Genomic DNA, 16447 nt, shown 5'->3' on the forward strand with positions numbered 1-16447 from the left:
GTTTGTCTTGTCCGCTGCCCAGTTGACCCATCATGACGAATCACTCCCGTCGATCGATGTCTTCCAGGATACCGAACAATCCGCGCGTCGACAGACTTTTTCAACACAATCTTCAAGGTAGAGGACGTCCGCCGCATCAATCCCTGGTCGAGTTATCGGCAAGCGGCATTCCTGATTGGCAGCGCCTCATTTGTCCGCAGGCTCCCACGACGTGACCAAATGCAGCAGCCCTGGAAACCGTGCCTCCAGATCCTCCATGCGTACCCGGCTGCGCCGCTCAAGTCCATATTGCCGCTGGCGAATAACGCCTGCTTCGCGCAACGCCTTGAAGTGATGAGTCAGTGACGATTTCGGACGATCAAAGCCGAACCAGCCGCACGGATGGTCGTAAGCCACTGATTCCAGCACCAACTTGCGAACGATAGTCAAACGTAGCGGATCAGCCAACGCGCCCAGGATTGTCTCGAGGCGCAAGTCGGCCATCGCCGGTTCCGGCAACGGGTTGGGCAGGTCAGCGGGCGCCGCGATGCTTGCATCGCGAAGTTTCAAGTGTTTCATGGCTCAACTATACCACCTGTACGAGTTTTTTCGAACTGAGCTATAGTTCGAAAAAACTCGTATAGGAGAACCGTTGTGGCCGATACCTTTGCAGTGTCTACCGACCGTGCTGTTTCACGCATCATCCCCGACATGTGGCGTGCCGGATGGACGGTCACCGCTGTGTTCATGCTGTCCAATTCGCCAACCCCCCTCTATGTGTTCTGGCAACGGGCGCTTGGTTTTTCATCAGGAACCCTGACAGTTATCTTTGCGTTATATATCGCCGGCTTACTCGGCACTCTTCTGCTTGCCGGCCAGTTGTCCGATCGATACGGCCGCAAGCCCGTGCTCCTGCCGGGTCTCCTCTCGGCGCTGGTCGCATGTGCGCTGTTCGCGAGCGCGTCATCCGTTGCGATGCTTGCTGCCGGCAGGTTGCTGACCGGGATCGCAGTGGGCGTCATCGTGTCGGCAGGCATGGCGTCGATCGGCGACCTTGGTGGCGCGCAACGACGCCGGCAAGCCGCATTACTCGCCTCGACGGCGATGGTGCTCGGTGCGGGTCTGGGACCGCTTCTGGCCGGCGCTGTTGCACGCGCGCTCACGCATCCGGTGCCGTATGTATTTGGCGTCGAATTCGTGATCCTGTTGAGCGCGTTCGTCATTGCGGCGCGACTGCCGTTGAAGCGCCCCGCAGAAGCGGGAGGCCCCGGCGTGCGTCTGCATCTGCCGTCTGTTCCGGCGCACAACCGGCTACACGTCGCGTGCGGCATTGGTGTATTCGGACCCGGCATTACCGCCACCTCGTTCGTGTTGGCGTTGGGACCGTCGTTGCTCTCGCGTCCGCTCGAAGTTCACAGTCCGCTGATCGCGGGCGGAATGGCCTGCGCGATGTTCGCCGCGGCCACGGGCGTGCAGTTCGCCGTGCGCAGCTGGACAGTGCGGGCGACATTTGCGACGGGCACGACGGCGACGGTGCTCTCGATGGGCGCGCTGTGCTTCGCAGTGCATTCGTCGTCGGCGCCGGTCCTCGTGGCGGCCGCCTTGCTCGCGGGTGTCGGCCAGGGCCTGGGTCAGTTGGGCGGCTTGACGCTTATCGGTCTGCACGTGCCGGATACACACCGGGCCGAGGCCAACGCCGTGATGAATATCGGCGGTTATCTGCCAGCCGGACTGCTGCCCGTGTTGACCGGTTATGCGATCGATTTCCTGGGCCTGCCGACGGGCACCACGCTGTTTTCGGCCGTGCTGGCAGGCATTGCACTGGTGTCCGGTGTCGCGGTATTCCGCTATCTGTCATCGCGCGACGCGGTGGGCTGACCGGCGCCATTTCGACAATCCTGAACGACGCAGCGGAGCTTTCCATCCGAAACGGTGACGAATTTATCGGTATCTCACATCTCGAGCGTGTCGCCCGCGAACATGCCTCAATTTGTGAAGCCATGGCCTGTCGCTCCAAGGCCGTTTTCGAAGCGGCATTTGGCAGTTGGCTAGGTCGGGTCGCGACGTGTTACCAGATCGACGTGGGCATGCTGTGGGAAACAGCACGGGGCTGGATCTGCTGAACCTTGGAAAAGCGGGATGGATATTATTTCCTCCGGTCTGCGCGACCAAAGAGCGCACGCACTGGCCAATCCGCACATCAGGCGCAGTTGGCGGGCGTGCAACGGCATATCGCCGCGCGCCTATCGCACGTTCCTGCGGTGATCTTTACTCACAATAAGCTGCATTAATATCCATTGAGCCTCCCCCAATGCATCTCCGATAATGGGATCGCGCCAGAGCCGTGAATCATAGTTGCCGGCACTGGCGGCAAATCCGGCGAACCCGGTTTTCACCTAAAACAATCTGGAGACAACGTGGAGAAGACGATCGAAGGTGGCGCGGCCGCCCGGGTCGCAGTCGTGACAGGCGGCGCAATGGGCATTGGCGCAGAAACGGCGGAGCAACTGGGCAAACGCGGTTATCACGTCGTGCTTGCCGACCTCAACAAGGAAAACGCCGACGACACGGCCGCGCGTTTGTCCGCGCAGCGACTGTCGGTGTCCGCCGTGCAGATGGACGTGGGCAAGCCGGACTCGATCGCGGCCGCGTTCGCGTCGATCGCCAGGGAGCACGGCCGTTGCGACGTGCTCGTCAACGGCGCGGGCATCGCCAAGCTGGTGCCGTTCATCGACTATCCGCTCGATACGTATCTCACCACGATGAACGTCAACGTCACCGGCACGCTGCTGTGCGCGCAACACGCCGCGCGCATGATGATAGAGCGGCGCTGGGGACGCATCGTCAATATCGCGTCGGTGGCGGGCATGCGCGCAGTCGGCCGCGGCAGAACGGCATATGGCACGTCCAAAGGCGCGGTGATCGCACTGACTCATCAGATGGCCGTCGAACTGTGCGATTACGGCATAACCGCCAACGCGGTCGCGCCGGGTCCCGTCGATACGCCGATGACCAGGGCCTTGCACAGCGACCAGTTCCGCGAGGAATACTCGCGCGCCATTCCGATGAAGCGCTATGGCACGACCTCCGAAATCGCCGCCGCGATCTGCTATCTCGCCTCCGACGAAGCCGCCTACACCAACGGCGTAGTGCTGCCGGTCGATGGCGGTTTCCTGTCCTGGGGCGCGGGCGCAGTCTGACGCACAGGCATCACACACGCGGCGACGCCATGAAAGCGCCGTCCGGAACCCGGAGATTCCGAACGGCGTGCTGCTCAGTGACGGCCTGCCGCGCCAAGCATCAGAATGCGCTGGGCCATGCGCAGATTCGCGTAGTCGATCATCTTTCCATCGACGGCCACGGCGCCGCGTCCTTCGTTTTCCGCCTGCCGCATTGCTTCGACGACGCGGGTCGCGAAAGCGAGGTCTTCCGCCGAGGGCGTGAACGCATCGCGTGTTACTTCGATCTGCGAAGGGTGAATCACTTGCTTACCGTCGAAACCGAGAGCCGCCGCCTTTTCCGCCCACGCGCGCGTGAGCGTCGCATCGCGGTATGCGCCACACGGTCCGTCGATCGCGCGCAGACCGAAAGCACGCGCCGCGACCAGCACGCGCATCATCGGATAGGCGAACAGATCGAGCGGCGTTTCGAAGTAACGGCCTGCGGCGCCGGCCACGGTTTGCCGATAGGCGTCCGGCGAGCCGCCGATTTCCGCGCTGCGAGCGCCGATCGAGCCAGCGAAATCGCCGACGCCCAGATGCAGCGCCGCGATGCGCGCGCTGCTCTGCGCGAGGCTGTCGACCATGACGAGGCCGAGCGCGGTTTCGATCAGCAGATCCACCGTCAGCGGCGCGCGGCGTGCGTTGCCTTCCGCCGCGCCGATCATGCGCGTGATGTCTTCGATATGCGCGGGACGCTCGGCCTTCGGCACGATCAGCGAATTGAGCCGCGGGAGCGGACTGAGCGTGCGGATCTCGTGCTCCAAGGTGCGGCTGCCGTGAGCATTCACGCGCACCAGGACGGTCTTGCTGCCCCAGTCCAGTTCTTGCAGCGCGCTGACCGCGCCTTGCAGCGCGCCGGCTTTTTCGGATTCGGGCACGGCGTCCTCGAGATCGAGGAACACAGCGTCCGCAGTGGAGCGCGCCGCCGATTCGACGTGGCGCCGGCGGTTGGCCGGCACCGCGAGCACGGTGCGCGAGAGGCGATAGTCGTCGGCCTGGCTCATGCGGCGCTCCGCTTTCTCAGGCTCAGTTCATCGAGCACGCGCTGCGTGTGCTCGCCGACGGCGGGAATCGGCTTCATGACAGGCTCGACGCCCTCAATCGTGATGGCCGGTACGAACATGGTCAGCGGACCGGTCGGCGAATCGACTGCGCGTGTGCGCTTGCGCGCATGGACTTGCGGATGATCGACGAATTCTTCGACCGAATTCATGCGCGCGTTGGCGATAGCGGCGCTGTCGAGGCGCGCGAGCACGTCGTCGCTGGTCCAGTCGGCGAAGCGCGCTTCGATGAGCGCTTCGAGCGCGTCGCGATGCGCGAGACGCTGCGGATTGCTGTCGAACCGCGGATCGGCGGCGATACTCGCGTCGCCGAGCACGACATTGCAGAACGACACCCATTCGCGCTCGTTCTGGATGCCGAAGAAGATACTGCGGCCGTCCCCGGTGCAGAACGGCCCGTACGGTGCGATGGTCGCGTGGCGCATGCCGTTGCGCTTGAGCGGCTTGCCGCTGCCGCTCACATAGTAGACGGGGTAGCTCATCCATTCGGTCATCGAATCGAAGAGCGAGACCTCCAACGCGGTGCCGCGGCCGGTGCGCTCGCGACTGTACAGCGCCATGAGGATGCCGTTGAGCGCATACATGCCGGTGGCGATGTCGGCGATCGCGAGGCCGCACTTGGCCGGCTCCGCCTCGCTGCCGTTAATGTCGAGAAAGCCCGATTCGCACTGCACGAGCAGGTCGTAAGCTTTCTTCTTGCTGTACGGACCGCCGCTGCCGTAGCCGGAAATATCCACGGCGATCAGGCGCGGGAAACGCTCCACGAGTGCCTTGGCATCGAGGCCGAGCCTGGCGGCCGCGCCGGGCGCGAGGTTCTGCAGGAATACGTCGGCGGTTTCGAGCAGCGCGAAGAGCGCTTGCGCGCCTTCGGGGCTTTTGATGTCGAGCGCGACGCTTTCCTTCGAACGGTTGGTCCAGACGAACTGGCTCGACATGCCGTTCATGACGGTGTCGTAGTCGCGGCAGAAATCGCCATTGCCGGGACGTTCGATCTTGATGATGCGCGCCCCCCAGTCGGCCAGATGGCGGGACGCAAGCGGCGCGGCGATGGCCTGTTCGAGCGATACGACGGTGATGCCCGAAAGCGGAAGCGACATGCTTTGTCTCCTGATTGTGCGGATCGCGATGACGGCACGTGGAGCCGTCTCGCGAAAATCGTAGCGCCGACCGCGCCTCAGGAGGAAATACTGTTTGGAACTATGGGATATAGGCGTGACCAATATGACCTGCGTCAAAGCCTCGCTTACGCGATTGACGGCGCCTCACGCCGACGACGAGCCGAGCGTCGGCGCCATCTCGGCTACGAGTGCAAGCATGCAATCCTGCACCGCGCGCGAAGCGGCGGTCTGTGGCACGGCGTTGAGACGGCACAGCGCGACCGAGCGTTCCAGCGTTGGGCCGACGATGTAGCGCGCCGGCGTGTCCTTCGACTTGTTGCCACCGAGAAAGCCGGAGAGGATCGTGGCCGCTTCGCCGCGGCGCGCGAGTTCGAGCATGGTCGGCAGCGAGTCGATATCCGCGACGACGTTGAGGCTCAGTCCCGCGCTTTCGAACGCGCGCTCGACCAGCAGGCGCAGGCCGTGCGATCTGCCGGGCAGTACCATTGGCACGTCGGAAAGCATCTCCAGGGGCAGGGTCTTGCCGCGTGGATTGCCGACCCACGCTGCGCCGTACACCGCGAGACGTTCGTTGAAGAGCGGAATGACGGTCACACCACGCGTTTCGGTTTCGCGGAACAGCACGGCGATGTCGAGCCGTCCGTTGGCGAGCAGTTCGTTGAGATAGCCGCTCATGCTCTCGAAAATCTGCAACTGGACGCCGGGATAACGCGCGCGCATGCGTTCGAACAAGGGCACCGCGAGTACCGAGGAAACGCTCGTCGGCAGGCCGACCGCGACTTGGCCGGAGAGCGCGTGCTCGCCACGTTTGACGTCCCCGTGCATCTGTGCGAACTGCTTGATGATGGATTGCGCGTGCCGGTAGAAGGTGGTACCGGCCTCGGTCGGCGCGACGCCGGAGTAACTGCGCACGAGGAGCGGCACGCCCAGATCGCCTTCCATTTCGGCTATCTGTTGCGACAGCGAAGGCTGCGAGATGGACAGCACGAGCGCCGCTTTGGAAAGGCTGCCCGCATCGACGCAGGCCACGAAGTACCGCATCTGGCGGATGTCCATGTGTTTCGTCTCCTCTTTTATGCGGCCCTGAGCAGCACCGCCGGCTATAGGCCGGGATTATACCCAATATTGCCAATTCGTATTTGTAGCGGCACTGGTGATGTCCATATACTTTTTTTCACCTAAGCAGCATTGACCATTAACCGCTAGATCGGACAGGAGACAGATGTGCCTACGGAGCCTAAAACCATTTTCATCGCCGGAGAGTGGAGCGGCGCGCAATCGCGGGCATCGCTGGAAGTGCGCTCGCCGATCGACGGTGAAATATTCGCCGCGATCTCGCGGGGCGGCAAGGCCGAAATCGACCGTGCGGTTGCCGCCGCGCGCGCCGCGCTGAGCGGCCCGTGGACCACCATGGCTGGTTTCGAGCGCGGCCGCATCATGAGCAAGCTGTCCGCGCTGATCCTCGACAACACCGAGGAACTCGCGCAACTCGAAGCACGCGACACCGGCAAGCCGATCTCGCAGGCACGCACGGACATCAAGGCTACCGCGCGCTATTTCGAGTTCTATGCCGGCGCCGCCGACAAGGTGCTCGGCGACGTGCTGCCGTTCCTCGACGGCTATCAGGTGACCGTGCAGCGCGAAGCGCGCGGCGTTTGTGGCCTCATCATCCCCTGGAACTACCCGGCGTCGATGTTCGGCCGCACCATCGGTCCGGCGCTTGCAACCGGCAACACCGTCGTGCTGAAGCCCGCCGAGGACGCCAGCATGAGCTGCGCGCGCCTCACCGCGCTCGCGCACCAAGCGGGCTTGCCGCCCGGGGTCATCAACCTCGTCACCGGTCTGGGCGAGGAAGCGGGGGCGGCGCTGTCGCAGCACACGGATGTCGATTTTCTGTCGTTCACCGGGTCGCCCGAAGTCGGCACGCTGATCCAAACAGAGGCCGCGAAGAATCATGTGCCGTGCGTGCTGGAACTCGGCGGCAAGTCGCCGCAGATCGTGTTCGAGGACGCCGATTTCGAAGCGGCTGCGAAGACCATAGTCAGCGTCATCACGCAGAACGCGGGGCAGACGTGCTCGGCGGGCAGCCGCGTGCTGATCCAGCGCTCGATCTATGACCGCTTCGTCGCCGTGCTCCGGGAGAAGATGACCGAGGTGCGCGTGGGCGCACCTGCGGCAGACCTCCAGTGCGGCCCCGTCATCAACCGCGCACAGCAGGTCAAGGTGAAGGGCTTCATCGAGCGCGCGACCAGCGACGGCATCAACGTGATCGCGCAGGGCACGCTCGACAAGAGCGCAGTCGCGACCGGTTACTTCATCACGCCGACGCTGTTCGGACCGGTGCCGGTCAAGCACGAACTGGCACAGGATGAAGTGTTCGGCCCGGTGCTCGCCGCCATCCCGTTCGAAGACGAAGCCGAAGCCATTGCGATCGCCAACGGCACCGCATACGGTCTCGTCGCCGGTCTGTGGACGGAGAACGGCGCGCGTCAGATGCGCGTCGCCAAGAAGCTGCGCGTAGGCCAGGTGTTCATCAATAACTACGGCGCGGGCGGCGGTATCGAACTGCCATTTGGCGGCGTGAAGCGTAGCGGTCACGGCCGCGAGAAGGGTCTCGAGGCGCTGAAGGAATACACCGTCGCGAAGACCGTCGTGTTGAAGCACGGCTAAAAGAACAGGGCCCGCGTCGCACGCGGGCCTCGCGCTATCTATTACAGGCTTCAGGAGACAACATCGCATGAACGCCGTTCCCGAGTTTTCCCGCGCAGCCGTGCTGCGTGAATTCAAGGCGCCGCTCAGCATCGAGGAGGTGCCGATTCCGCGCGAGGTCGAGCCTTCCGCCGCGCTCGTCAAGCTCGAGATGTCGTCGATTTGCGGCACGGACATTCATCTGTGGCAAGGCTCGCTGTCGCTGAAAGTGAATCTGCCGGTGATCATCGGTCATGAGATGGTCGGTCGCGTGGTGCGCGCGGGCGCGGGCGTCACGGCCGATTCCGTCGGCACGCCGCTCAAGGTGGGCGACCGCGTCGTGTACACGCACACGTCGTGTGGCGGCTGCTTCTTCTGCACGACTGCGCGCAAGCCCACGCTCTGCACGAACCGCCGTGCGTACATGTACGAGAACATTGAGGAAGCGCCGTATCTGCTCGGCGGTTTTTCGCAATACGGCTACATCCTGCCGCAGGCAGGCCGTCTGCGTGTGCCGGATTCGGTGCCGAACGAACTGGCGAGCCTCTCCAGTTGCGCACTGCGCTCGGTGATGAACGCGTTCTCGCAGATCGGCGAAATCGAGCCGACCGAAACCGTGGTGATTCAGGGCGCGGGTCCGCTCGGCCTGCTCGCGACCGCGAACGCGCGCGTGCGCGGGGCGAAGAAGATCATCGTGATCGGCTCGCCGTCGGCGCGTCTGACGATGGCCGAGCGTTTCGGCGCGGACGTCTGCATTCCGGTCGAGGGCACGACCGCGCAGGAGCGTCTGGACGCGGTGCTCGCCCAGACCGAGGGCCGTGGCGCGGACATCGTGATGGAATTCACCGGCGTGCCGGCGGCCTTCGCGGAAGGTCTCGCGCTCGCGCGCAAGGGCGGCCGGTATCTCGTGGTCGGCCAACTGGGCGAAGCCACGACCACGATGGCGCCTTCGATGATCGTCAAGAAGAACCTGCAGGTGTTCGGCTCGTTCTCGGGCGATGCGCGCAGCTACTCGCTCGCGCTTCAGTTCATCGAGAAGCATCAACACGACTTCCCGTTCCACGAGATGATCACGGGCCGCTACACACTCGATCAGATCAACATCGCGATGCAGCGCATGAAGAACTTCGAGGAAGTTAAGCCGGTCATCACGATCGATTGAGGAGCACGCCAGTTTCCCCCAGCAGTAATGTTGCACGTCCGCCGGCTCGCTCCGACGGCCTTAAAAAAATACAGCCCTTTCTCGGCGTACCTTTCGCCGGAACGATGCATGGCAGATCTAACAATCAGGAGACAAGGCATGAAAATCGATCGTCGAAGCTTTCTCGTGACTGGCGTAGGGACGGTGGCGGTTGCCGCCTCCGGCATGATGGGCGCGCCGTGGGTCCGACGCGCGCAGGCGGCGGAATTCAGCTACAAGGTCGGCACCGACCTGCCGGCGTCGCATCCCCTGAACGTGCGTATTCAGCAAGCCGCCGATGCCATCAATAAGGAGACCGACGGGCGCATGGAAATTCGCGTGTTCGCGAACAACCAGCTCGGCGGCGACCCCGACATGTTCGCGCAACTGCGCGCCGGTGCGCTGGAGTTCTTCACGCTGTCGGGCGCGAATGCGCTTTCGTCGCTCGTTCCCAAGACGGCGATCACCGGCGTGGGCTTCGCGTTCAAGGACTACAACCAGGTGTTCAGCGCGCTCGACGGTGAATTGGGCGCGCATCTGCGAGGCCTCATCACCAAGGGCGGTCTCGTGGTGCAGGACAAGGTGTGGGACAACGGCTTTCGCCAGATCACGAACAGCTCCAGGCCGATCAAGACGCCGGGCGACCTTCAGGGCATGAAGGTTCGCGTCCCGCCAGGTCGCCTGTGGATCGCGCTGTTCCGTGCGCTGTCGGCCGCGCCGGCTTCCATCAGCTTCAACGAAGTGTATTCGTCGCTGCAGACCAAGGTCGTCGAAGGTCAGGAAAACGCGCTCGCGGTGGTCGACGCGGCCAAGCTCTACGAAGTGCAGAAATACTGCTCGATGACCAGCCACATGTGGGACGGCTTCTGGTTTCTCGGTAATCGCGCGGCGTGGGAAAAGCTGCCGGCGAACATTCGCGACATCACCTCGAAGCACCTCAACGCCCACGCGATGCTGCAACGCCAGGACGTGGCGAAGCTCAATGCGTCGCTGCAGCAGGCGCTGGAAAGCAAGGGCCTGCAGTTCAACGCGCCCGACATGAACAGCTTCCGCGAAGTACTGCAGAAAGGAGGCTTCTACACCGAACAGAAGCAGTTCTTCGGCGACGAGGAATGGGCGCTGCTCGAGAAGGTCACCGGTAAATTAGCATGAGAACGCACATCGCCGAGGACTTCTCGCAAGCGCCGCACGATGGCCGCGCCGTGACAGCTGCCTCTTCCATGCCGTCGGGCCTTGCGCTCGCCGACCGCGCGCTCGGGCTGATCGTGTCCGTGCCCGCGGCTCTGCTCGTGCTGGCGGAGATTGTGCTGCTCTTCAGCGGCGTCGTGGCCCGCTACGCGTTTCACCGCCCGCTGGTGTGGGGCGACGAACTGGCGAGCATCCTGTTCCTATGGCTCGCGATGACGGGCGCCGCGACGGCGCTGCATCGCGGCACGCACATGCGCATGACGGCGATCGTCAATCGTGCGGGCAAGGAGTGGGGGGCGATCTGGGACACCGTCTCGCTGGTCGCGAGCCTGCTGTTCCTCGGGCTGATCGCGGCGCCGGCTTATGCATACTTCAACCAGCAATGGGGGATCGTCACGCCGGCGCTGGAAATCAACGATGCGCTGCGGGTCGCGGCGATCGTCTACGGCGTGTCGGTCATGCTGCTGATGTCGGTCGTCAAGCTGCTGGCGCTCGGCTGGAAGCAGGCGATCATCGGCATCGCGGCGGTCGCCGCAGTCGTCGCGGGCCTGCACACGGTCGGTCCGGTATTGCAATCGCTCGGCAACATCAACCTGCTGATCTTTTTCGTCGGCGTGGTTGGATTCACCGTGCTGTCCGGCATGCCGATCGCGTTCTCGTTCGGGCTGGCGGTGTTTTCGTATCTGTCGCTGTCCACTTCGATGCCACTGGAAATCGTCGTGAGCCGGATGGACGAGGGCATGTCGCAGCTTTTGCTACTCGCCGTGCCGATGTTTATCTTCCTCGGCCTGCTGATCGAAATGTCCGGCATGGCGCGCGCGATGATCAACTTCCTCGCGTCGCTGCTCGGCCACGTACGCGGCGGTCTGTCGTACGTGCTGGTCGGCGCGATGTATCTGATCTCGGGCATTTCCGGCTCGAAGGCCGCCGACATGGCCGCCGTCGCGCCGATCCTGTTTCCCGAGATGAAGAAGCGCGGCGAGAAGCCGGGCGAACTCGTCGCGCTGCTGTCGGCGACGGGCGCGCAGACGGAAACCGTGCCGCCTTCCATCGTGCTGATCACGATCGGCTCCGTGACCGGCGTGTCGATCTCGGCGCTTTTCACGGGCGGTCTGCTGCCGGGCCTCGTGCTCGCGCTCGCCCTGTGCGTGCTGGTGTGGTGGCGCGCGCGGGGCACCGACCCGGTGTCGGCCAAACGTGCGCCGGGTCCGGAAATCGCGAAGCTGCTGGTGATCTCGATTCCGGCGCTGGCGTTGCCGGTGGTGATCCGGTTCGCGGTGGTCGAGGGCGTAGCGACGGCGACGGAAGTGTCGACGGTCGGCATCGTCTATTCGCTATTCGCGGGCTTGTTGATCTATCGCAGGTTCGACTGGAAGCGGATATCGCCGATGCTGGTCGAGACGGCGGCACTGTCGGGCGCGATTCTGATCATCATCGGCACGGCGACGGCGATGGCCTGGGCGCTCACGCAGTCGGGCTTCTCGCATAATCTGGCGTCGTTCATGGAACGTCTGCCGGGCGGTGCGGTGAGCTTCATGGCCGTGTCGGTGGTGATGTTCGTGCTACTCGGCAGCGTGCTGGAAGGCATTCCGGCTATCGTGCTGTTCGGGCCGCTCCTGTTTCCGATCGCGCGCGACGTGGGCATCCACGAAGTGCAGTACGCGATGGTTGTGATTCTGTCGATGGGTCTCGGCCTGTTCTCGCCGCCGTTCGGCGTCGGCTATTACGGCGCGTGCGCGGTCAGCAAGATCCATCCGGACGAAGGCATTCGGCCGATCATCGGCTATATGATCGCGTTGTTCGTCGGCATCATCATCATTGCGGCGGTGCCGTGGATTTCCATCGGATTCCTGAAGTCCTGAGGGTAAAGGTCCGACGGTTCGAGTTCAAGATATGCGGTAGATTTGCAACGACGATGCTTGAGGCATCGTCGCTTTTTCTTGCTTGCACGGGTTCGCGCGAGTGCGTGCCGGAGCTTCACCGCCAGTCGCAGTCGCCGGGATCGACGGGTCGCGAGACGGATTCATCGCGAACAAATGCACACCGCTGCCCCCAGCGGCAAGGAAATCACGACCGACAGGCACACAAAAAGCGGCGAGGTCTCCCCGACATCGTATCCCTCGAGCGTGTGTGTCACTCAGCGCGCATCACGTGACATTCCCGTCCTGCGCACTGACAAAGAAGTCCGCATCGCCCATCTGGCCGCCCTTCAATGCAACCTGAAGTTCACGCAGATGCGGCTTTTCGGAGATCACGCGACACAGCGGCGCACCCGGTGCGAGGCGCGTGTCGATTTCGAGCGCATCCGGCCCGAGCACCTTCGTGACCTGGCTTGACGTATCGCCGCCCGACAGGATCAGACGGCGCAGCGGCTCGGCCTTCAGCACGGCTTCCGCGATCGCGCCGAGCCGCTGCCCGAGCGTGCGGCCGCCGCGGTGACGCGCCTCGTCGCGGGTCATGCCTTGCGCCACGAGTGCGTCGAGCATCTCGCCGATGCGTGGATCGCGCGGCCCGCGCGCCGTGTGCATGACGACGCTGCGGCGCTCGCGCAACGCGTCGAGCGCGCGATTCACGATATCGTCGAATGCGCGCGGGCCCTCGCGGTCGTCGATCAGCGAGCGGGCGTCGATTGCAATGTCCGCGAAACCTGCCGCGATCGCCGCGTCGATTTGCGCCGCCGACAACGGCGATGCGCTGCCCGACATCGCGAGAATCGGCGTGGCCGGCTCGATGCGGTCGAATGAACGGGTGATCGCGGGCAGGGTGCCTTGCTCGGCCCACCATTGCGTCAGCGCGTATTCGAGCCCGGACGAGCCGACCGCGAACACCGGACCGTGAGCCTTCGCATAGCCGTCGAGCAGCCGCCCGACTTCGGTCAGATGCGCGCGCGTCGCGGTATCCAGCAGCAGACCGGCGGGCGCGGCGTCGAGCGCCACCTGCCACGCGCGATCGAGCGCCTCGCGGCCATCGTCGAAATTCGGCAGGAAGAAACCCGCCAGCGGCATGTCCGTCTGCCGCTCCAAGTGGCGCAGGAGATCGCCTTCGTCCATCGGCGTGACCGGATGCGCGCTCATGATCGGATGACGATCAATGCGATAGATCTTGCCGTCCGTGGCGGAGCGCGCGAACAGGTTGCCGAACGTGCAATAGCGTTTCAGCGCCGGCGTGCCCGCGACGATCGGAATGGCCTGCGCGCCGAAGCCTTTGCGCGCGATCTCCATCACGCGTCCGATGCTGCCGATATCCGGCGCGCTGTCGAATGTAGAGCAAACCTTGTAATGAATGACGGGCGCGTCGAGCGCACGCAGCGCCGCAAACACGGGCGTCAGCGCCGGCTCCATTTCGGCGGGCGTCATCGCGCGGCTGTCGCCCGCCACGCCGATCGCGTCGAAGCCGCCGAGCGTGGCGAGCTGCTCGCTCGTGGGCGGGTTCAGGAACAGCGCGCAGCGCAGTCCCGCGAACGCCAGCACTTCGAGCGCGTCGGTGGAGCCGGTGAAATCGTCCCCATAGAAGGCGAGTAGCAACGTCGGATGATTGGTCTCGCTCATCCGGTCAGATCGCCTTGAAGTGGGACATCGCGGCGCCGAGCGCGGGATGCGTCTGTGCGTAGGTATCGAGGTCGATGCCTTGCGTCGCCGCTTCCCAGCCTTCGCGCATGCTCGCGACGCCCGCCGGAATGCCCTGCGGATGCCCGATGATCCCGCCGCCCGCGAGGTGCATCAGATCGATCGAGCCGAGCGCGTTGAAAAGATCCGGCGCCTGCGACGCCCATTGCCCCGACGAGAACACCGGCATCAGCGGCTGCACACCCGCAAACGGCGCGAGGCACGAACGCGCCGAATCGATCACCGATGCATCCGGCTCCCAGAACTTGCCGCGCACGCCGTTCACATGCAGATGATCGACGCCGGCGAGCCGCCACAGCTTCTGATACGCGGCGAACGAAAAGCCGAGCTGCGGGCAACGCGTGAACGCGCCCCAGCCGTTGCGGTGGCCGTGCAGCGGCAGTTGCGAATGACGGCGCATATGCTCCACGCCCGCGAAGCCGACCCAGTTCACGCACACCATGATGCAGGTGCCGCCGGCGGCGAGCACCTGATCGTGACGGCGCAGCATCTCGTCGATGGTGCCCGAGATGTTGATCGCGTACATCGGCATGCGTCCCATGCGGTCGGCGTGGCGATGCAGCACCGGCATCACGGCCGCGAGACGCGCGTCGAAGCTCGCATAGGACGGGTCGCCGAGCAGTTCGTCGTCCTTGATGAAGTCGATGTCGGCGCCGCAGAGATCGTCGACGATCTGCGCGGTCTGCTCCGGCAACAGGCCGATACTGGGCTTGACGATCGTGCCGATCAGCGGACGGCCGTGCACGCCGGTCACGCGCCGCGTGCCTTCGATGCCAAACGCGGGGCCGGGAAAGCGCGCCGCATAGTCGTCGGGCAGGTCGATGTCGAGCAGCCTGAGGCCGGTGATTTCGCCCAGCTCGAACAGATTGCCCGCGATGGTCGAGAGCAACTGGGGCAGGTTCGCGCCCACATTGTCGACCGGAAAAGCGATTTCGATTTCACCGCGATAATAGAGCGGACCGGGTTCGCGGCGCTCGACGAACGCGCTGCGCAGCGAAGGCTCCAGCACCGGCGGCAGCGAATCGACTCGCACCACGCGGGCGCGGGCGCGCTCCTTCAGTTCATCGGTTTCGCCGGGCAGCGCGAGAAAGGTGCCGCTCGACTGTTCACCGGCGATGACTTCGGCGGCTTTTGCCAGCGGCGCCGAGCTTTCCGCGAAGTAACGCACTGTGAATTCCGCGCGGGAGCGAGGGTTTTGGGACATATTGATGGCTTCACCTTGCGGCTGGCGCGAACGGAATGGAGTGCGCCGTCTGTCTCCATATCTCTACTTGTCTGGCGCGCACGAAAAGGCGAGGAACGTTTCTGTATGCGCGTTTCCGAGCGACTATAAGATTGACGCTCAAAAGCTTCAAACGATATGATTTCCGCGCGCGATGCGAAAAACTCACAATAGCCGTAGCGCGCGCCGGCCTGAAATCCTGGCCTGGCCATCCTGCCGCGCCGGCGCACACAAGCTGGCGCGAGCGCTCCGTCTGCGAGGAATTTTGCGCGTGCCCCGTCCCTCACTTAATGCGCTGCGCGCGTTCGAAGCCACCGCGCGGCTGCGCAGCTTCGGCGAAGCGGCGTCTGAACTGTCTGTCACGCACGGTGCGATCAGCCGTCATATCCGCTCGCTCGAAGACAATCTGGGCGTTCTGCTACTGTTGCGCAACGCTCACGCCACCGAGCCGACACCGGAAGGCGCGCGGCTCGCCGAAGGCCTGTCCCGCGCGTTCAACCTGATTCAGGCGAGCATCGATCAAGTGCGGCCCGGGCCGCTCACGCTGTCGTGCTCGGCATCCATCATGATGTACTGGCTTCTGCCGCGCCTGTCGAGGCTGCATCGCAAGGAGCCGCGGTTGGACATCGGTTTTCATACGGGCTATGGCGAAATCGATTTCGCACGCGACCACATCAGCGTGGCGATCCGGCTGTCCACCATCAAGCCGCCGAAGGATGTCGAGCCGAAGCCGCTCGTCGACGAATGGATTGGCGTGGTCTGCTCGCCCGAATACATGCGCACGACGCGCATCAACACTGCCCAAGATCTCGAACGCGCACGGTTGCTCGCCACCGCCACACGCCCCGCAGCATGGGACAACTGGTATGAAGCGAGCCGCCTGTCGCCCGTGCATCCCCCGGCTGTCGCGGAATCCTTCGAGCATTTCTATCTGCAGATCCAGGCCGCGAAATGCGGTCTCGGCGTAGCGGCGGTGCCGCGCATCCTTGTGCGCGACGAACTGGATTCGGGCGCGTTGGTCGCGCCGTTTGGCTTCGTGAAGGGGCCGCGCAAGCTCGTGCTGTGGGTGGCGCCGCATCTGGAGGCGCGGCCGCAGTCGGCGGCGCTCGTCGGCTGGCTCACGGAAGAACTGCTGCGCACCGAAGGCGCAGCAGAATGACGCGG

General features: G+C 64.2%; 13 protein-coding genes. 7 read left to right on the forward strand and 6 right to left on the reverse strand.

Annotated features, from left to right (window positions below):
* Positions 1–186 precede the first annotated feature (186 nt).
* Positions 187–558 (reverse strand): ArsR/SmtB family transcription factor, encoded by a 372-nt coding sequence (locus HV770_RS18905; RefSeq protein WP_175161973.1) that lies wholly within the window; start codon positions 556–558, stop codon positions 187–189.
* Between the two features lie 75 nt (positions 559–633).
* Between HV770_RS18905 and HV770_RS18910 the strand changes: the two genes are divergently transcribed.
* Together HV770_RS18910 and HV770_RS18915 are read left to right on the forward strand one after the other, a co-directional pair.
* The gene (locus tag HV770_RS18910; protein ID WP_217468617.1) at positions 634–1857 is read left to right on the forward strand and encodes an MFS transporter; all 1224 of its coding nucleotides are present in this window, start codon (positions 634–636) and stop codon (positions 1855–1857) included.
* 539 nt (positions 1858–2396) lie between these two features.
* A complete protein-coding gene (locus HV770_RS18915; protein ID WP_281366224.1) occupies positions 2397–3179 on the forward strand; it encodes an SDR family NAD(P)-dependent oxidoreductase in 783 nt (260 codons plus the stop codon).
* Between the two features lie 74 nt (positions 3180–3253).
* Here the strand turns inward: HV770_RS18915 and HV770_RS18920 are convergent, their stop codons facing one another.
* From HV770_RS18920 to HV770_RS18930, 3 genes are all read right to left on the reverse strand, one after another.
* Positions 3254–4204 carry an HpcH/HpaI aldolase/citrate lyase family protein gene (locus tag HV770_RS18920; RefSeq protein WP_175161975.1) on the reverse strand — a complete coding sequence of 317 codons (951 nt, stop codon included), beginning with the start codon at positions 4202–4204 and terminating at the stop codon, positions 3254–3256.
* Positions 4201–5358 carry a CaiB/BaiF CoA transferase family protein gene (locus HV770_RS18925; RefSeq protein ID WP_175161977.1) on the reverse strand — a complete coding sequence of 386 codons (1158 nt, stop codon included), beginning with the start codon at positions 5356–5358 and terminating at the stop codon, positions 4201–4203. The genes HV770_RS18920 and HV770_RS18925 overlap by 4 nt, the downstream gene beginning before the upstream one ends.
* Positions 5359–5523: 165 nt before the next feature.
* On the reverse strand, positions 5524–6435 hold the full coding sequence (locus tag HV770_RS18930) for a LysR substrate-binding domain-containing protein (protein WP_175161979.1): 912 nt from the start codon (positions 6433–6435) through the stop codon (positions 5524–5526).
* A gap of 168 nt (positions 6436–6603) precedes the next feature.
* Between HV770_RS18930 and HV770_RS18935 the strand changes: the two genes are divergently transcribed.
* The 4 genes from HV770_RS18935 (at position 6604) to HV770_RS18950 (ending at position 12297) form a co-directional block, all read left to right on the forward strand.
* Complete coding sequence (locus HV770_RS18935) at positions 6604–8049, forward strand: aldehyde dehydrogenase family protein (RefSeq protein WP_175161981.1); 1446 nt, start codon at positions 6604–6606, stop codon at positions 8047–8049.
* A gap of 67 nt (positions 8050–8116) precedes the next feature.
* Complete coding sequence (locus HV770_RS18940; RefSeq protein ID WP_175161983.1) at positions 8117–9229, forward strand: zinc-binding dehydrogenase; 1113 nt, start codon at positions 8117–8119, stop codon at positions 9227–9229.
* Positions 9230–9367: 138 nt separating this feature from the next.
* Positions 9368–10399, forward strand: coding sequence for a TRAP transporter substrate-binding protein (locus tag HV770_RS18945; protein ID WP_175161985.1), 1032 nt, complete (start codon positions 9368–9370; stop codon positions 10397–10399).
* Positions 10396–12297: a TRAP transporter large permease gene (locus tag HV770_RS18950; RefSeq protein ID WP_425497452.1), complete on the forward strand. Its 1902-nt coding sequence runs from the start codon at positions 10396–10398 to the stop codon at positions 12295–12297. The genes HV770_RS18945 and HV770_RS18950 overlap by 4 nt, the downstream gene beginning before the upstream one ends.
* Positions 12298–12582: 285 nt before the next feature.
* Here HV770_RS18950 and HV770_RS18955 read toward each other — a convergent pair whose 3' ends face one another.
* Both HV770_RS18955 and HV770_RS18960 read right to left on the reverse strand, forming a co-directional pair.
* Positions 12583–13983, reverse strand: a complete 1401-nt coding sequence (locus HV770_RS18955; protein ID WP_175161988.1) for a four-carbon acid sugar kinase family protein — start codon at positions 13981–13983, stop codon at positions 12583–12585.
* 4 nt (positions 13984–13987) lie between these two features.
* On the reverse strand, positions 13988–15265 hold the full coding sequence (locus HV770_RS18960; RefSeq protein ID WP_175161989.1) for a ribulose-bisphosphate carboxylase large subunit family protein: 1278 nt from the start codon (positions 15263–15265) through the stop codon (positions 13988–13990).
* A gap of 289 nt (positions 15266–15554) precedes the next feature.
* On the opposite strand from HV770_RS18960, the gene HV770_RS18965 reads away from it, so the two are divergent.
* Positions 15555–16442: a LysR substrate-binding domain-containing protein gene (locus HV770_RS18965; protein WP_246291008.1), complete on the forward strand. Its 888-nt coding sequence runs from the start codon at positions 15555–15557 to the stop codon at positions 16440–16442.
* Positions 16443–16447: the final 5 nt, after the last annotated feature.

This window comes from Paraburkholderia fynbosensis (assembly GCF_902859935.1).
Taxonomy (GTDB): Bacteria; Pseudomonadota; Gammaproteobacteria; order Burkholderiales; family Burkholderiaceae; genus Paraburkholderia; species Paraburkholderia fynbosensis.